At 37.8% G+C, this 18,454-nt stretch carries 13 protein-coding genes and 1 pseudogene; 10 read left to right on the top strand and 4 right to left on the bottom strand.

Features of this window, described 5'->3' with window-relative positions:
* The first annotated feature begins 234 nt into the window (after nucleotides 1–234).
* From H5R88_RS08650 to H5R88_RS08670, 5 genes are all read left to right on the top strand, one after another.
* Nucleotides 235–1,395 (top strand): hypothetical protein, encoded by a 1,161-nt coding sequence (locus tag H5R88_RS08650; RefSeq protein ID WP_182600799.1) that lies wholly within the window; start codon nucleotides 235–237, stop codon nucleotides 1,393–1,395.
* 12 nt (nucleotides 1,396–1,407) lie between these two features.
* Nucleotides 1,408–2,559 (top strand): M20 family metallopeptidase, encoded by a 1,152-nt coding sequence (locus H5R88_RS08655; RefSeq protein WP_182600800.1) that lies wholly within the window; start codon nucleotides 1,408–1,410, stop codon nucleotides 2,557–2,559.
* Between the two features lie 143 nt (nucleotides 2,560–2,702).
* Nucleotides 2,703–3,479, top strand: coding sequence for a tyrosine-protein phosphatase (locus tag H5R88_RS08660; RefSeq protein ID WP_182600801.1), 777 nt, complete (start codon nucleotides 2,703–2,705; stop codon nucleotides 3,477–3,479).
* Between the two features lie 384 nt (nucleotides 3,480–3,863).
* Nucleotides 3,864–4,982, top strand: coding sequence for an exonuclease SbcCD subunit D (locus H5R88_RS08665; protein ID WP_182600802.1), 1,119 nt, complete (start codon nucleotides 3,864–3,866; stop codon nucleotides 4,980–4,982).
* 3 nt (nucleotides 4,983–4,985) lie between these two features.
* Complete coding sequence (locus H5R88_RS08670; RefSeq protein ID WP_182600803.1) at nucleotides 4,986–8,087, top strand: AAA family ATPase; 3,102 nt, start codon at nucleotides 4,986–4,988, stop codon at nucleotides 8,085–8,087.
* A gap of 477 nt (nucleotides 8,088–8,564) precedes the next feature.
* Here H5R88_RS08670 and H5R88_RS09825 read toward each other — a convergent pair whose 3' ends face one another.
* Nucleotides 8,565–9,239: a sunset domain-containing protein gene (locus tag H5R88_RS09825; RefSeq protein WP_182600804.1), complete on the bottom strand. Its 675-nt coding sequence runs from the start codon at nucleotides 9,237–9,239 to the stop codon at nucleotides 8,565–8,567.
* A 203-nt stretch (nucleotides 9,240–9,442) separates the two neighbouring features.
* On the opposite strand from H5R88_RS09825, the gene H5R88_RS08680 reads away from it, so the two are divergent.
* A complete protein-coding gene (locus H5R88_RS08680; RefSeq protein WP_182600805.1) occupies nucleotides 9,443–11,704 on the top strand; it encodes a bifunctional metallophosphatase/5'-nucleotidase in 2,262 nt (753 codons plus the stop codon).
* Nucleotides 11,705–11,809: 105 nt separating this feature from the next.
* On the opposite strand, the pseudogene H5R88_RS08685 reads toward H5R88_RS08680, so the two are convergent.
* Together H5R88_RS08685 and H5R88_RS09760 are read right to left on the bottom strand one after the other, a co-directional pair.
* Nucleotides 11,810–12,425, bottom strand: a pseudogene (locus tag H5R88_RS08685) (transposase); the annotation flags it as partial.
* 571 nt (nucleotides 12,426–12,996) lie between these two features.
* On the bottom strand, nucleotides 12,997–13,935 hold the full coding sequence (locus H5R88_RS09760) for a hypothetical protein (RefSeq protein ID WP_231823157.1): 939 nt from the start codon (nucleotides 13,933–13,935) through the stop codon (nucleotides 12,997–12,999).
* A gap of 296 nt (nucleotides 13,936–14,231) precedes the next feature.
* On the opposite strand from H5R88_RS09760, the gene H5R88_RS08695 reads away from it, so the two are divergent.
* Both H5R88_RS08695 and H5R88_RS08700 read left to right on the top strand, forming a co-directional pair.
* Nucleotides 14,232–14,654 (top strand): helix-turn-helix domain-containing protein, encoded by a 423-nt coding sequence (locus H5R88_RS08695; RefSeq protein WP_182600806.1) that lies wholly within the window; start codon nucleotides 14,232–14,234, stop codon nucleotides 14,652–14,654.
* Nucleotides 14,647–15,207 carry a Fic/DOC family protein gene (locus H5R88_RS08700; protein WP_182578115.1) on the top strand — a complete coding sequence of 187 codons (561 nt, stop codon included), beginning with the start codon at nucleotides 14,647–14,649 and terminating at the stop codon, nucleotides 15,205–15,207. Before H5R88_RS08695 ends, H5R88_RS08700 begins: the two co-directional genes overlap by 8 nt.
* On the opposite strand, the gene H5R88_RS08705 is transcribed toward H5R88_RS08700, so the two are convergent.
* Nucleotides 15,204–15,908, bottom strand: coding sequence for a glucosamine-6-phosphate deaminase (locus tag H5R88_RS08705; RefSeq protein WP_182600807.1), 705 nt, complete (start codon nucleotides 15,906–15,908; stop codon nucleotides 15,204–15,206). The two genes, H5R88_RS08700 and H5R88_RS08705, sit on opposite strands and share 4 nt — an antisense overlap.
* A gap of 200 nt (nucleotides 15,909–16,108) precedes the next feature.
* Here H5R88_RS08705 and H5R88_RS08710 point away from each other — a divergent pair, with 200 nt between their 5' ends.
* Together H5R88_RS08710 and H5R88_RS08715 are read left to right on the top strand one after the other, a co-directional pair.
* Nucleotides 16,109–16,945 (top strand): histidine phosphatase family protein, encoded by an 837-nt coding sequence (locus tag H5R88_RS08710; RefSeq protein WP_182600808.1) that lies wholly within the window; start codon nucleotides 16,109–16,111, stop codon nucleotides 16,943–16,945.
* 659 nt (nucleotides 16,946–17,604) lie between these two features.
* A complete protein-coding gene (locus H5R88_RS08715) occupies nucleotides 17,605–18,099 on the top strand; it encodes a lipocalin/fatty acid-binding family protein (protein WP_182578118.1) in 495 nt (164 codons plus the stop codon).
* Nucleotides 18,100–18,454: the final 355 nt, after the last annotated feature.

The raw sequence follows: 18,454 nt of genomic DNA on the forward strand, positions 1-18,454 counted from the left end.
CAACAAACTAGCTGGCAAGCCTGGTACATTCTTTGATCGCATCTCGTGTTTTCACGCAGGTACGGTCATTTTGAGGTTTCTCAAAGCGTACCTGTCTCGGCTCCATAAATATTTAAAGACCACACAGTAGTAATTTGCGCTGTGTGGTCTTTTATTTTTTTAAACACTAGACAGCACTTCCTTGTTTGAGAAATCGGTTGACTTGTTACTTTGAATAAGGTTGGAGGATTTGATATGTCTGGAGTTTTAGATTTAACGGCCATCTTGGTCATGTATGCATTTGGTGAATTGGTTGCTCGAAAAACTCATGCGATAGTTGATACGGTTCTAACGATTTCCGTGCTCGCGTTGTTAGGGTTCTGGTCCGGAGTTCTTCCCAAAAATGTATTTAATGTTAGTGGTATTGATGCTTTTGGGATGGTGATCGTTGGACTGTTATTGACTTCTTTAGGAACTACGATAAATTTGGCGGAACTAAAACGCCAAGTCAACGTTGTAATAATTGCCATTACTTGTGCGGTGGGCTCTAGTCTTTTGATTGTTGTCGTAGCCATGTTGTTAGGTAAAAAGGATTATGGCATTGTGGGAGCGCCCATTTTTGCTGGTGGTAATGCAGCAACTTTGGTTTTACTAAATGCTCTTAGAAATTATCATTTACAAACGTTAACTACTTATGCCCTTGCTGTTTTAACCTTCCAAAACTTTATTGGAATTCCGATTGCCACGTATGCTTTACGGCGTGAGGCTAACCGTTTATTGGCGGATGGATTGCCGACAATGGATATTGATAAAGAAAAAAGCAATCAACACCAGAAGATCCTTGCATTAACCCCGACGATGAATACACCAATGATGTGCTTGACGAAACTCGGTTTAGTGGCCTCATTAAGTTATGGCTTGAGTTTATTAGTGCATGGCGTGGTTAATTACCTTGTGATTTGCTTTATCCTCGGAATTGTATTTTATCAATTAGGCTTTCTTGATGAAAATATTATGAGTAAAACTGCGTCAAGTGGTCTCATCACATTCTTAGTAACCGTTGTTATTCTGGATAGCTTAGCTAATACGAGTCCTCATCAAGTCTTGGTAGTAATGGTGCCGTTGCTTATCTGTTTACTAGTCGGAACAATTGGCATTTTTTTAACAGCAGCACTCTTAAGCAGATTTTTTTCTGTCTCCTTACCAATGGCTGTGGCTCTGGGGATGACTTGTACCTTTGGCTTCCCGACAACAATGATTTTGTCCCAAGAAATTGCGACTAGTATGGGGCGAACAGATAAGGAACGCGTAATTTTAGAAAATTATTTCCTACCGAAAATGCTAACAGCTGGTTTAATAACTGTTACTTTGATTTCAGTCTTCTTTGCTGGTTTTGCAATTAAATATTTACATTAGGAGGATCCACAGATGAACAAGATTCAACAATACTTACTTGACCACCAAGATGAAATGATTGCCCTGACTAAACAACTGGTTAATATTGATAGTCCTTCGTATCATCTTGCCGGCATCCAACAAATCATGCGGATTTTAGAATCGAGGATGAAGGCCCTGGGCATGACAACATACCAACTTGAGTCAGGAAAGCCCGGTACAGTTTTAGTTGGTCAATTAGCAGGGAAAGAAAGTGGAGCCCCAGTAATTTTAAGTGGGCACATTGATACCGTTTTTCCGGTAGGAACCGTCCAGCAACGACCATTTAAGATTGCGGGGGATAAAATGACCGGGCCAGGAATTTTTGATATGAAACCAGGAATTGTTATCGGCCTTTACGCTATTCAAGCGCTCAAACACTTTGATCTAATTGAGCGCCCCCTGAAGGTCATTATTGTGAGTGATGAAGAAAAATTACACCTTGCTTCGAATGCTGCTCAACTTATTGCTCAAGAAGTACAAGGGGGTGCCTATGGATTAAATCTTGAAGGAACAACTGCAACTAATACGGTGGGGACTAGTAATCGTGGGGGAATGATTATTGACTTAACCGTTCATGGTCGAGCGGCCCACTCAGGTTCAGAACCGGAAAAGGGACGAGATGCAGTTGTAGAATTAGCCCATAAAATTATTCAATTAACCGCTTTAACGAACTTACCAGAGGGAATCCATGTTAACTGTGGAAGAATTACAGGTGGAATAAGTGAAAACATTATTCCTGATCAAGCGACGACTAGTTTAGGGATACGATTTAGGACACTTACCCAACGGGATCAATTACTTCAGCAAATTCGGCAAATTGCTCATCAGCATGTCATTCCTGAGACTACAACTGACGTTACCATCCGTACTCAGATTGATTCTTTAGAAGCAACCGCGACTGTTCAACAACTTTTTGCGGACCTCGATCGAGCTGCTAAAGAACTCGGAATATCACCGTTAATTGCGGCTAATGATAGGGGTTCATCAGATGCGGGAGTTTTATATGCCCAGGGAGTTCCGTGTATTGATGGCCTGGGAGTAGTTGGTGGAGCTGCTCATACCGACCAAGAATTTGCCAGTGTTCATTCGTTAGTTGAGCGGGCTGCATTAATCGCTACGTTAATATGTACTAAAGATGCTTAAAAAAACTCCCAGGTAGTCAGAGTAACCAATGTCTTATGTCTCTCGAATAATATAGATTTTGTGAAGTTTTGTCCTAGCTCCCTATAAAATCCCTTAACAACTTGCTATACTTAATTTATTAATATGTAAAAAGGATGAGAAGAATGGTAATGGTTGATTTACATTGTCACCTTTTGCCGGGGATTGATGATGGTTCGAAAAGTATGGAGATTTCATTGCGGTTAGCAAAAGAAGCAACAGAAAACGGGGTTACCCATGCACTTTTGACCCCTCACCATATGAACGGGCACTATGTAAACTATAAACAAGATGTTTTAGCGCGAACAAAAGAATTTCAAGAAGAACTAGAGAAAAATAATATTCCATTGACTGTCTTTCCCGGACAGGAAGTGCGAATTAATGGTCAGCTAATTAAGGCTCTTGATAATGATGATATTCTATTTGCTGATGAGAGTGGGAAGTATATGCTGCTAGAATTTCCAGACAATGATGTACCTCATTACACTAACCAGATGATTTTTAACCTTCAACAACGAGGCATTACGCCAGTGGTAGTTCATCCTGAGCGGAATACCAAGATTATGGCTGAACCAGACTTGCTTTATCAGATGTTAGAAAAAGGTTGCCTTTCGCAAATCACCGCTAGTTCCTATGTTGGTACATTTGGTAAAAAGGTTGAAAAATTCAGCAAGAACCTGATTGCAGCTGGTCAAGGATATGTGTTTGCTTCTGATGCTCATGACCTTCCAGGACGAAAATACGAAATGCGGCAAGCCTTTGAAAAATTATCGCGTGAATTCGGTGCTGGTCTTGCTCAAGAGTACCAGGATAATGCGCGAGCCGTCATTAACGGGGATGAAATCACTCGTCACCAGATTAAGAAGATCCAGCAACGTAAGAAATTGTTTGGATTATTCTAAAAAGCTGTAGTTTTTACTACGGCTTTTTTATCGAAAGAAGGGGTATTAACGGCATTTCACTATACTAACAGTTTTCAGAAAGTGCTGATTGGAGTATGGCTGACTCTCACTTTTGAGGTTCTACCATTATGTTGGTGGTAACCCGAAGCTGCCTGGGTGATCAACCTGGGTTACGTCAACCCCATGCAAATGATTAAGATGGCTAGTTTCCATATCGCAATGCAGATAACAACGAGGCATTTTGAACCACTTAATTACGAGATTCTCTATCATTTGTATTATTACAATGGTAGAGACTATTTCTGTAAATTATAAGATTTTAAGTAGACTTGACAGTTTTTTACGTATATCTAATATTAGAAACACTATTTTGGGGAGGAACTTATGCGTTTTTTACATACGGCTGATTGGCATATTGGCAAGGCCTTAAACGACTTTAGCTTGCTTGATGATCAGTTAGCAACCTTTAAGCAGATTGAAGCAATTGCCAAAGACCACCAAGTTGATGCAATAGTGATTGCGGGAGATTTATACGATCGGTCCGTACCTAATGAAGCAGCGGTTAAGCTCTTAAACCAGATGTTACAAGAATTAAACTTAACTGATCATTTTCCTTTACTAGCAATCAGTGGAAATCATGATTCAGCAACCCGTTTGAGTACTGGGACTGATTGGTTTGCTTACCAGTCATTTTTCTTAAATACTAACATTAATGATGCTTTTACCCCGGTCACAATCAAGGATACCCAATTTTTCTTGTTGCCATTCTTTGGGATTCAAGAAGTTCGCAACTACTTTAATGATGACAAGATTAAAAATGTCAATGATGCAATGGCCCGAATTGCAAGTGAGATGGAAAAGCACTTTGCCCCTGATAAAAGGCATGTCCTTATCGCGCATTTCTTTGCAGCTGGAAGTAAGCGAACAGCTGATTCAGAAACGCTAATTGAGGTTGGTGGTTTGAGTGCGGTCTCGACAGGTGTGTTAGCGCCGTTTGATTACGTTGCTCTTGGTCATCTTCATAACCGCAACGCCTTAAACGACGAAAAAGTTAAGTACAGTGGCTCACCAATGAAGTTTTCTGTATCCGAAGCCAATCAAGAAAAAGGTGTTTGGATTGTTGATACTGCACCTTTTAAGACTGAGTGGGTTCCACTATCACCAGTTCATGATATTCATCTTTTGAAGGGGAGCTTTGCTGAACTAGCTACAAAACCCGAAGAAGCATTACGGGAAGATTTCTATGACATTGAATTGACCGACAAAGAAAGAATCCCCGATGTGCTAAACAAGCTACGCAAATATTATCCCAAGATTGTCAGCCTTCATCGGACCCATCAGGCCAAGCAGGTTCAACTTAACCTTAGTAAAAAGCGTGCTCAGGAATCACCCCTTGATTTGCTTACGGATTTTTATTCCCAAACGATGGGAAATGATTTAACTGACCGCCAGAAGGAGTGGGCAGAAAAGGCATTGACCCAAATTATGAAAGGGGAGGAATAGGAGATGCGTCCATTAACGATTGAGCTCCATTACTTTGGTCCGTATGATCACCAAGTAATTGATTTTACTAAGTTTGCGAATCGTTCACTATTCCTGGTAGCAGGGAATACTGGTGCGGGAAAAACCACGATTTTTGATGCAATGTGTTATGCACTTTTTGGTCAAACAACCAATGATCGTGATCGGTCAGCTGCTGCTTTACGTTCTGATTTTGCTCCGGCTGATCAAGAAACAATGGTGAAGTTTACCTTTGAGCACCAAGATCTTAAATACCAAATTATGCGACGTCCTAAACAGGTATTAAAAGGGCGCCATGGTAACTTAGTTGAACACAACCAAGCCGTTGACCTTATTTACCCGCTGGAAAGTGATCATCCCCATGAAATCACTAAGATCAAGGAAGCAGACACGTTTATTACTGACCTGCTCAACTTGACCCGCGATCAATTTAAGCAGATTGTCCTTCTCCCGCAAGGAAAGTTTCGGCAGTTTCTTGATTCAGATAGCAATACTAAGGAAGCCCTTTTGCGGGACCTCTTTAATACGTCACGTTATGAGCAGTGGGCAACGCAACTAAAAAATGATTTGCGTGAACAAAAGAAATCACTGACGGCCCAAGAAACAAAGCTTCAATCATTAAAGGAAACAGTATCCGATATTGATGCTCAACTAACAACTAAAGAGTGGTTGAAAGAAGCAGAAAATTACTTAGCCCGATTAAAGGGTAATCTTGAACGCTTGGGCGATGAAGAGCAGCAACAGCAAAAGAAAGTTGATCAGCTTGATGCACAACTTCATACTGAGCAAGAGTTGAAAAAGAATATTGATGCGTTGGCTGACCTTGTCAAAGTTGGAGAAAAACTGCATGAGCAAGCGGGGATAATCCAGGAAACTAAAGAAAAAGCAACTGCCCTTGAATGGTTCCAAGAACACCAGACTAAATATCAACGATGGAAAGATGGCGAAAAGCGTCTCCAAAAATTAACTGCGGACAATGCTCTCCTACATAAGGACCAAGTTAGTCTCCAAAAGCAACAACAAGTAATTGAAAATGAACTTCAGCAAACAGATAAGCAGCAAGCGGCGATTGAACGTCTTCAAACCCAAGTTGTTGATTTGACAAGTAAATTACCATTGTTTACTGATCGAGATAAACTAGGAGCGACTGTTGATAAACTAGAAACAAATTTAGCACAGCAAACAAGGCAACAAGCAACTTTACAAAAGCGGTTGCAGGCTGTTCAACAGCAATTGACAGCTGTTACTAATAATTTAAAGGAGCATGAAAACTTAGGGGAGGCCCAAGTTCAACTAGCAAAAAAAGAAAATATTCAAGAAAAAGTAATGACTGCCGGAAAAGACTTACGGCAATTGATTGAAAAGCTTTCATTGGAAAAGAAAAATTGTGCGGAATTAAAGAAAAAACAGGGGGAGGCTGAAAAGCTCGTTCAAGCAGCACAAAGTAAGTTAGATGATTTAAATGATCACTTTGCCCGGCACCAAATTGCTATCCTTGCGAAAAAATTAAAGCCAGCCACGCCTTGCCCAATCTGTGGATCACTTGACCATCCCCATCCAGCAAACTTGGCGGATGATGGTGAAACAGTCACAGAAGAACAAGTTAAAACTGCAACAGTCAAGGCCCAACAAAAGCGTAGTACTCTTGACCGGTTAAAAGAACAAGTTCGTCAAAGTACTACCAAGGTTGTCGACTTAACGACACAGGTCGAAACTCAGCAGGCTAATTTAGCTGAAGTGTTAGGGGATGATGAATTACCGGGCGATTGGGAAGGACAAATCGAAAATCAAGCCCAGAAACTAGCACAAATGAAGACTGATCTTATTAAAATAGACCAACAGGTTAAAGAATGGCGCCAAGAACAGGAAAAATCTCAAAAGGATGCCAGGTCCTATCAAGAAGAATTAGTTAAAATCGATGAAAGGGTAAACCAGTGTAAGCAGGACTTTATTACTAATAAGACCCTGTTAGCAGAAAAAATAGCTGCTTTACCAGTAGGATTTACTACTAAGGAAGCTGTTAATAAGCAAATTCAAAATGATCAAAAGCAGATCAAAGAATTTGATGATCGACTTAAATCACTTGAGCAACAACGGCAAGAAAATGCTGAAAAATTAGCAGGGACAAATAGTCGGATCGATCAAACTAAAGATGAGCTTGTAACACAAACAGCACAGCAGGCTGATCTTCATCAGTATCTCATAAACCTCTTATCGCAATATGATGCACAACTAAAGTGGAACTTCTGGCAAGAAGCTAGCGAACAAGTTTCAACCCTATCATCATTACGTAAACAAGTGACAACTTTCGAGAATCAGGTACATGATAATCAACACCAACAAGAACGATTGACTAAGGCCATCAATCATCAGTCAATGCCAGACATTACGTCAACGCAGACAAAACTGCAGATTGAACGTGAACAAATCCGGCAATATCAACAAGAAATTGGTCAGCTAACTGCTCAATATAAGCAATTACAGGAAACCACTCAAAAGATTACCAGAGTAGTCGAAAAAACTGGAAAACTTGATCAAGAAATTAATGAATTACAGACATTAACAGACGTGGTAACTGGAAATACTGAAAGCCATGTTAGCTTAGAACGGTATGTATTACAGGCATATTTCCAAGATGTCTTAGTAGCGGCCAATGTTCAGTTAGATCGATTAACTAATGGTCGTTACCAGTTTGAATTAGCGACTGAAAGTCATGGTGCTGGAGCTAAGTGGAGTGGACTTGAAGTTAATGTGTATGATGATAATGCTGGTAAAACGCGCAGTGCTCGCACGCTTTCTGGTGGTGAAAGTTTTATGGCTTCATTGGCCCTTGCATTAGCACTTTGTCAGATTGTGCAAGAGCAAAGCGGGGGGATTAAGATTGATGCACTCTTTATCGATGAAGGGTTCGGTTCCCTTGATCAGCAAGCTCTTGAAGATGCTCTTCATTCCCTTCAAGAGCTCGAAGGCCACCGGATGATTGGAATTATTAGCCATGTCACTGAACTTGAAGAACAGATTCCAGATCAATTAATTGTTCAATCACGCAATGGCCGTAGCTATGTGACCTATCAGCACGAAGTATAGTTTCTATGGCAGTTGAATTTTGATTTAAATTAGGTAAAAAATTTAAATTAAAAAGTGCAAAGATTAATTTTTTGCGTATATAAATATATAGGGTAGATGATTTACGAGATGAAGACGTGTTTGTTCATAAACTCCTTACCCCGTTAGTTGTTGTCTTTATCTGTAAATCGTTTCCCCAAACACTCCTATAAAGATGAGTGTTTCTCTTCTCCCACAAACTTTAATGTAAAGATCTCTTATCTGTTCCTTTACGTACCACCAGATAGGGGATCTTTATTTTTAAATAAAAAGTGCAAAGATTATCTTTTTACGTATATATTTAAGTGAAGGCCTTAAATATATTTAATGCTCTTTAACTCCATATTATCTTCCACAGTCAAATAGGCCTTCGTTTCAAAAGCTAGGAAATTTTTCTTAGCTTTTTCTTATAACAAAAAGTCATTATTGTGGGGAAGGCAATAATGACTTTGCAATTATTTATCTTAATGATTTGCGGTATCCAGCGGCTTGCGCTTCTGCTTCTGAGTTGAAATAGACCGCATTTGCTGAATTCATATGATAGCCTTGCTGATCAGGCGTATGGTAGATTTTTGAACGAGCATTACCAACGATCACACCGGCTTGGTCAGTTTTCATATCACCGTTATTCGATGGTGCAGTTGAACTACTGCTCATATTAACTGATGAACCTTCCTCGCTACTGCTGCTCGATGATATTTCTGAAGCTGATTCGCTTTCAACAACTGGTTTTACATAAGTAGTATTAGTAACAGTAAAACTTGTTTTGGCGCTTTTATCATCATCATTAGTGGCGGTAATATCAAAACGACACTTTTTGGTACTGGTAGCAAGCTTTAGACTCTTACTAAAATTACCATTATCATCGGATTCGACAGTATAGCGACCGTTGTTTCCACCATGCTTTACAATTTTAATCGTTGCATTGGCTTCAGTTTTTCCTGAAAAAGTAACAGATCCGTCTGTTTCAGTATCAATCTTAATCCCTTTGCTTGTAGCTTGCGCATTCTTACCGTCTGGGATATTAACGGTGAGCGGTAAATTACTGGCAAGTACTGAGTGTTGATTAATTGGAATAATAAATAAACATATTCCAGCAAAAAAGCTAGTAAATATTGTTGCTAGTTTTCTCACAGTCCACTTCCCCCATATTCATTAATAGTTGTTTTCCCCTGTAAGATCATATCATATAAAAGGTGATTTAAAAAGTTAATCTGGTCTTGTTGTATACCCTTACATAAGCGTCGAAATTACTATAAAAATTAACTTTTGATCATGATAAAATTAAAACAACTTTTAAGCTATTGTCCATTGTATATTTATAGAGGAGTTTTTTTATGAAGAATAATAGTTCAAAACATTGTTTATTGTTAGGGACAGCGCTGTTAGGATTATATTTCCAAGCTAATAGTGTTCATGCGGATACAACTGATATAACAGTTAATGGTGAGACAACTCATAGCAATGTTACGCCAATGGTTCAGACTAATAAGGATGAGGCAAGTACACCACAAACAACTACCGATTGGTCTGACCCAGCCATATATCGAAATGACATTCCAGTTCAAATTTTAGGAATCAATGACTTGCATGGTGGGTTAGAAACGACTGGATCAGCGACGATTGGAGACAAGACTTATTCGAATACTGGGACGGCTGCGCGCCTTGCTGGTAACCTTAATGCGGCAGAAGAAAGTTTTAAAAATGCTAATCCAACGGGAACTTCAATTCGGGTAGAAGCCGGAGATATGGTCGGTGCCTCTCCAGCAAATTCCGCCCTTCTTCAGGACGAATCAACCATGCATGCTTTAGACGCAATGCATTTTGAAATAGGAACTTTAGGGAACCATGAGTTTGATGAAGGTTTAGCTGAGTATATGCGGATTGTTAATGGTGGTGAGCCTACTAAACAATACAATGAAGCTGAGATGGCCTATCCTCATGTGAAAACAGGGATTAATATTATTACCGCCAATGTTGTAAATAAATCCGATGGTCAGATTCCGTTTGGGATGCAACCATACTTGATTAAAGAAATTCATACTAGTGATGGTAAAGTTGCCCGGATTGGATTTATTGGGATTGAGACTACTTCCTTACCAATTTTAACCTTGTACGATAATTACAAAGATTACGATGTTCTAGACGAGGCTGAAACAATTGCAAAATATGATCAAATTTTACGCAAAAAAGATGTTAACGCAATTGTAGTTCTTGCCCATACCGGGGTTTCAACTGATAAAGATGGCAGCACTAAAGGCAACGCTGTCGATATCATTAAGAAGCTTTACCAAATTGACCCTGATAATTCTGTCGACCTTTATATTGCTGGTCACTCCCACCAATATGCTAATGCTACTGTTGGTAGTGTGAAATTAGTGCAAGCCATATACACGGGTAAGGCTTACGATGATATTATCGGTTACATCGATCCAACAACTAATGATTTCGCACCAAATAGTCTTGTTTCGCATGTCTTTCCGGTACTATCTGAAAAGGATGCACCTAATATCAAAACAGATGCAAATGTTACAGCAATTGTTGAAGATGCTAACAATCGAGTAGCACCAATTATTAATAAAAAAATAGGGGAAGCTGCTACAACAGGCGATATTCTTGGACGACTCCATAATACCTCAACTCGTGAAAATGCCGTTGGTGAATTAGTTGTCGATGGTCAATTATATGCCGCTCATAAGGTGGGCTTACCAGCTGATTTTGCGATGACTAATACAGGGGGCGTTCGTGCAGATCTGCATGTTAATCATGATCGTTCCATTACATGGGGGAGTGCCCAAGCAGTTCAACCATTTGGTAATATTTTACGGGTAGTTGAGATGACAGGGGCACAAATCGTTGAAGCCTTGAATCAACAATACGACGAAGATCAAGCTTACTACTTACAAATTTCCGGGCTTCATTATACTTATACTGATCAAAACGATCCTAACCAACCATATAAGGTCGTTCAAGTTTATGACCAACATAATCAACCGCTTGAGATGAATAAGACTTACAATGTTGTTATTAATGACTTTTTAGCAGGTGGCGGAGATGGCTTTTCTGCATTTAAGGATACCAAAGTTGTCGGGATTGTTGGTCAAGATACAGACGCGTTTATTGATTATATTACTGATATGACTAATAATGGTAAACCAATTACCGCACCAACAATGAACCGTAAGATTTACTTGACTGCTGAACAATTAGCGAAGGCTGACTCAGATTCACAGTCACAAACAGGAACTAATCAGCATACTCAAAACGATGCTAATTCCCACACCGAAGGAAATCCGCTTCAAGAAGTTCCAAGCCAACCGGTATTTCCAACAGTAACCTTGCCAACAACAGCTGGTCAACCAGCCGAAACTATTACATTACATGCTCAATCTAAGCAACAAACCGTAGCTGCTGCTAATAATCAATTAATTAATTTGACGCCCACATCAATCAATGGTCAAAAGCAAAAAGCAACTGATCAGCAAACAGCTTTACCACAAACTGGTAACGATGAAAATCTTGCATTACTTCTTCTCGGAAGCTCATTAATGGCAGCGACCGGATTGACAATTATTGATCGCAAGCGTAAACATGCTTAATTACTTAAAATAGACTGTTACTTTGGATATCTGTTAACTGGTATGGTTGACTAAAAATACTTCCTACAAAAATGTAGGGGGTATTTTTTTACGAAAAAAATACAATCAATTCTTAAAAAATTTTTGATTGGCAAAACCATAACATGTTCGTTTTAGCGTTTTGATTTTGCGATTGATACCTTCTAACGGCCCGTTAGAGTAGTTAAACTTAGCGCTATTTAAAACAAATTTCACATTATGATGTAAGGTTTGAATGGTGTATCCATTTCTGTATTTGTTTTTTTGGTAATCTAAGATGGTTGATTCTAATAATTCACTATCACGCTCTTTTAGCGCTTTGGTAATATCTGGGTAAGTTTGGTACACTTCAGCGAAAAATTTACTAGTAATGAGATCAACAGCGTTTTGGCGAGTCATATATTCATTAATACCGCGAAGAAAGATTACTTTTTCGGGTTGAAGTTCTTCAGCCTTTTTGTGGAATAGCTTCCAATGTGACTTCATGAATTTAATATTCACGGCTATGTTTATCAAGGTGTTTTAGGATAGAAATACGACAATTATCCAAAGCACGGCCAGCTAATTGTACAAGGTGAAAGCGATCAATGATAATGTTGGCATTAGGGAAAAGGCGATAGATGAAGCTTTGATATTGAGCATTTAAATCAATTATAACTGACTGAACGCATGCGCGTTCGGCCTTTGAATAGCGACTTTCAAATCAACACCAGAAAGTGTATACCCCCCTTACGTACCACCAGATAGGGGATCTTTATTTTTAAATAAAAAGTGCAAAGATTATCTTTTTACGTATATATTTAAGTGAAGGCCTAAAAATATATTTAATGTTCTTTAACTCCATACTATCTTCCACAGTCAATCGGGCCTTCATTTCAAAAAGCTAGGAAATTTTTCTTAGCTTTTTCTTATAATAAAAAGCCATTATTGTGGGAAGGCAATAATGACTTTGCAATGAAGATGATTCGCTTTTAGCAATTAGTTTTACGTAAGTAGTATTGGTAACGGTAAAACTTGTTTTTAGGCTTTTATCATTATCAGTAGCGATAAATATTACTAAATGGCGATAAAATATGGTGTTTCTTATAGCCAAATTTCTAATTGGGTAAAAACATGAGTCGCAAGGTCAAAATAGCTCGGATTATACAACCACGAGAAAAATTAGACAGCCTAACACCGGTGCAATACCGGCATCAAGCTGCCTAATAGCCTTTAAATATTTAATTGTCTACTTGACAGGACTCGGTTCATTATCTTGCCTACCTAGCAGCTTTTTAGAGATGCTTTTCTTGGTACTTTCCCTTTCCTAAAGTTTTTTCATTATTGAAGTCTTTACCGTTTAGGTGGAAATGCTCACCGTAAATCAAATTTATAATTTTAATTCTACCGTGACGATCTTTTCCAAATAAGACATAATCACTCCACTTGGAACGGGTAAAACTATCATTGAAGTCCTTGTTGAATTGAACTTCTTTATCTTGTCCGGTGGCATTAATTCTCGTTAGCCAAATATTTTCACTAATTTGAACCACTTTAATAATATCAGCCCTTGCAACAACCGTATCATCAATCGTTGCTTCTTTGATCTTCAGTTCAATTTCATTTTTCATGACGTGATAATAACTTGTATCAAGATATTGACGCAAATTACTTAAATGATAATGTTTATTAACGTACTTTTCTCGTAAATCTTGACTATAAAGGTACTGGGCTTGAATATATGTTTCACTAAAAGCAGTATAATCTACATCATTTTGTGGTGTTTGTAATTTAATTTTATTTTGTTTAAGTACTTTTTCAAACTTAGACCAAGAATCATTATACATTAATAGGTATGACGGAATATGATAATTCTTATAGGTATAGCCAAGGCGAATATTCGTCCAAATTAGGTCAAATGGTAACCAAATGAGCCAAAATGGAAGTAGCAGGACCCCCCAACCCAAGGATTTAACGGCACTAAAAACAAAAAAGAGAATAACAATAATGGTGAGAATAGGATGACTTTGGCCATCACTATCACTACTACTTGAATAATCGCTGCCACCAGAATAGCCACCACCAGAATAGCCTCCTCCACCGCCAGTTGAACCGCCACCGCCAGTTGAGCCCATTGAGGCATAAGTGGGTTGAGCCGGCTCGAAAGTTTGAATTGCAGCTAAGGTCCCAACAGTAAGAATAATTACTAAAAATATTTTCGTTATTGCTTTCATAATGTTTTTAATTATATCAAAAAGTATTTATCGTGATAAATACTTTTTGATAAAAGATAATCATTTATTTAAGAGGATTCTCCTAGAAAATCAGCTGTAATTAAAAAGAATAGTAATCTCATTATAAAATCCTATTAAACGTCAATGCATTATCATCATTTAAATAAATTGAAGATTAACAAATGGCTAATTGAGAGAATTAGATTTGATCATTTCCAAAGTTACTGTTAGTTTTCTTTAATTCATTTTCTGAGGATACGCTATAATAAAAGTAATTAAAAAAATGGAGTAATTAAATGGCAAAAAATATCATTAATATTTTAAGAACTAATCATATTACTGTTGCTTTTGTTGCTCAGGAAAGTGGGCTTGACGTTGCGCAAGTTAATAAGGCTCTTCAACGTCCTGTTGCTACCTGGTCAATCCAGATCCTGAATGCCTTGGCGGATGCTTTGGGTGAACGCCCCGGTGAATTGTTAGAGCAAATCCAAGACTTTCCTTTTCAATTACAAACTGATGATGGGCAATTAACAATTCAACATGTCCAATTTCAAACCCTTTCTTCTTATCAACAAGTTCGATTTGCAGTTGAGAGTAATGTTTTAGAGGGATGGGAGCCTACTGCTAAGGAAGTCCGAATGTTAAGAGAAGCTGCCGAAAATCCCGATGATGAAATGGCTTCGGAAATTGAACGATTATTTGGTGATCGTGATGAATGATAAGGAATTACAGGCAAAATTTTTATATGATAATGGGACCCTACGAAATAAATTCGCCATTAAAAATGCTGACGAGCTAAGTTTAATTGAATACCGGGGAGTCGCAGAACGTCAAGTTGCCCTGCTTCAGCAACGACCAAAGATCAAGAGTTTTGATGATTTGATCACAATCAATAAATTCCTTTTTGGTTGGCTTTATGAATGGGCTGGTGAATTACGAAGATATTATATTTCTAAAGCGGGTTTTGATTTTCTTGAATACGATCGCTTTGATAATGCAATTAAGTATATTAATAATGAAATTGTTCGATTGAATAAGAAAAAGCAGCCGACTATTGAAGATTATGCTGCTCTCTTAAATGATTTAAACTATATTCATCCGTTTCGTGAAGGAAATGGGCGGTCGACTAAATTATTCATCCAGTTAATTGCCTTGCACCATGGTCAGGTAATTGATTATCCGGCAGACAATGCGAAAATGATTGCCGGGTTAAACCAATCAGATGTAAATACGATTGCTAAAACCATGGCTTTGCAAAAAAGTGCTAGTTAAGCTAGTTTGCTTGCTGCTTGTTCATCAAGAATCACTGTTACGTTTGGGTGCTTTTGGAGGGCTGAGGCTGGAACCCTAGTCGTGATTTTCCCATTGATCATTTTGTTGATTGCATCTGCTTTTGGCTTACCAAACGCGAGCAAAATAATATGGTTTGCTTGTAAGATTGAACCAATCCCCATTGTGTATGCTTCTGTTGGGACATCATTACTTGAAGTAAAAAAACGAGCATTGGCATTGATAGTAGTGGGTGTTAGTTTTACTTGATGGGTTTGACTATTGAAAGGAGTCCCAGGTTCATTAAAACCAATATGACCATTATTGCCAATTCCTAAAATTTGCGTATCAATAGGATAAGTAGCCAAAATCTGATTATAGTGATTGATTACTTCATCGGCATTTGGATTACTACCATCCGGAATAAAACTTTTAGCAAATGGTTTTTGAGCGAAAAGGTGATGCTCCATAAAGTAATGGTAACTTTGCGGATCAGTTGGTTTAAGACCGACATATTCATCAAGGTTAATAGAAATAAGGTTGGAATAGTCGACTGAACTACTAGTCATTTTTTGATAAAGACCTAGTGGAGAACTTCCCGTTGCAAGCCCAAGTACTTGAGCGCCATTTATAATATCTGTTTGAAGAAGTTCAAAGGCATTTTTGCTTGCTTCTTCTTTATTTTTCGTTACAAGAATTTTCATTCCTATCACCTCACGATCATTGTAATTCTTTTAGGGAAAAAGAAAAGAGTAACTATTAATGTTTATTTTTTGAGATTCGCATCAATATATGAGTGCTAAATTTTGCTTTTGTTTGTAAAAAGCATCATTGAATGCGCTTGCAAAAATGTGTAAAATGAGGGTGTTGCTGAAATAATTTGATAAGAATTGGGGAAAACTTAATGAAATTCAAAAAATTAACAGTAATGTGTGCTGTCTTATCAGGTTTACTATTAGGGAGCTCTGCTATAACGGCGGTACCAGCTACTACATATGCTGCCGCTAATGATAAGCAGGTAACCATCTATCTTACACGTCATGGAGAAACTACTGGTAACGTGATGCAACGGGTACAAGGATCGAGTGATTTTCCATTAACCAAAAATGGAATTACCGTTGCTAATGATTTGGGTTATGGATTAAAGGGAATTAAATTTAAGCATGCTTACACGGGTAACTTAACTCGGCAAGAAGTTACTGCACAACAAGCATTAAAGTATTCTGCCAATCCAAATACAAAAATTACGACCACGCCAATGTTACGTGAGGGTGGATATGGGAGTTTTGAAGGCGATAGTATTGAAGCTGATAACCAGAAGATCGCTAATGTTTATGGTTATCAAGATGGGAAGCAGTTTCAACAAGCGGCCGGCAAAGATTACTGGAATAAGCTCCAGGATGCCTACCATAAACTTGATATGGATAATTCACAAAATACCAAATTGGCTAAGAGTGATCGGGCAGAAAGTTCAGCTCAGGTCCAAAGACGGATGAGTTCAGAACTGCTTCACATTGCAAAAACAACTCAAAAACAGGGTGGCGGTAATGTTTTAGTTGTTAGTTCAGGAATGTCAATCAACGAATATCTTTCCACTATTTCTAAAAAATATGACGGGAAGCCAATGCAAAATGCGGCTGTAACTAAGCTTATTTATAAGAATGGTAAACTTCATGTTGAAGGTCCGATTGGTACTCTTCACTATGTAAATAAGGGAAAGAAAATAGCAGCAAACAAGTAAATAAATTATGTTTCAGCAACACATATGATTTGTTGCAATTATAGTTATTATTCAGGGGGCTCTTTGGTTAGTAAGTCAAGGAGCTCCTTTTTTTGAAAATAGAACTGGTTCTGGAAAGATAATGGAGTGCACACTTCCAATGAATATTTCTTTGAATTAAAATTTGGAAAAACAGATACAACAAGGCGACTTTTAGGGCAACTATCACTAATTGAATGGAGCAATAATTTGACAAGCATACTATTGAAGAAAGTTTTACGTAGAATCAGTTAAACCTAATTGATAGTCGGATTGCTGGGGATGAAAGTATAAAAAGACATCAAAACCATATTGCTCCAGCTTTTACCAACAGTTAAAATTAATATTAGACTGACCGTCAAAGATAAATTTGGGCATAATAATCTAGTTATGATTAATGGTAGGCGATATCGTCAAACGCATGAAGATGCTGAAGATAAACGTAATGGACTATCAGTGGGCAATGGTGTAGTATTTGACAACTGATACATTTAGTTGATGATGGTAGATTTTTTACGGTTTTATTAGTTAATAGTGATTTCATTTCCTTTTACATATCTTCGAGAATTTATTCGAAAAGCAAATGATAAAAAAGATATAATGGATTTACTGAAATAGTATAATCAAATTACGAGGTGATAATGGTGGAGGATACTAAAAAGAAACAACACCATCTAGGATTAATTACATTTATTATATTACTAGTAATCTTACTAGGAATTTTAGGTATAAACTACAAAAATTTTGTTAGTAAGCAACTTAATCCGATCCGTGACAATAAAGTAGTAAAACGGACGTCACCAAAGACAAATACAACTGCTAAAATTGTTGGAGCATATCGTGATGATCAGGATGGAGCAGCTATTGTCTTTAACGAAAATGGAACTGGCCGGTACGTTTATGCGGATAAGAATAACCCGGATACAAATGATAGCTTAACTTGGCGTAAAGATGGCGAGCGTTACCTCATAAATTTGGAAGATCGTGACGTAACTAATCCACTCACTGCAATGTTTGATAATAACAAACTAGTTATTACAGGTAGTAACGGATGGAATACTGAAATATTCCAAAAAGTTAATGGAGAATTAAACCTTCAACAATTTTTGAGTGATATGCATAAAAAATTCAAATAAAGGCTTGAAAAAAATTTGAAGATAGGATAAAATATAATTCCTGTCGACGATAAGAGGGGGATAAAGTTTTGCAACTACTAGAGTTTGTTGGACTGATTGTAAAACTTAGATAACATTTTCAAAAAAATAAAAAATGTTGTTGACATCTTATTGATGACATGATATATTAGTTAAGCTACTGATTGAGTTATCGATCAAAAGAAGTTCAAAATTAATTGAAATTTCTTCTTGACAAGCCGGTTTGATGCATGTTATAATAAATATGTTGATTGGCTGCTTAGTTAGTTAACAGGTAGACCTTTGAAAACTGAACAAAGTTTCGACGAATCAAATGTGTAGGGTCTTCAATCACGAT

The sequence above is a fragment of the Limosilactobacillus agrestis genome (assembly GCF_014145585.1).
GTDB lineage: Bacteria > Bacillota > Bacilli > Lactobacillales > Lactobacillaceae > Limosilactobacillus > Limosilactobacillus agrestis.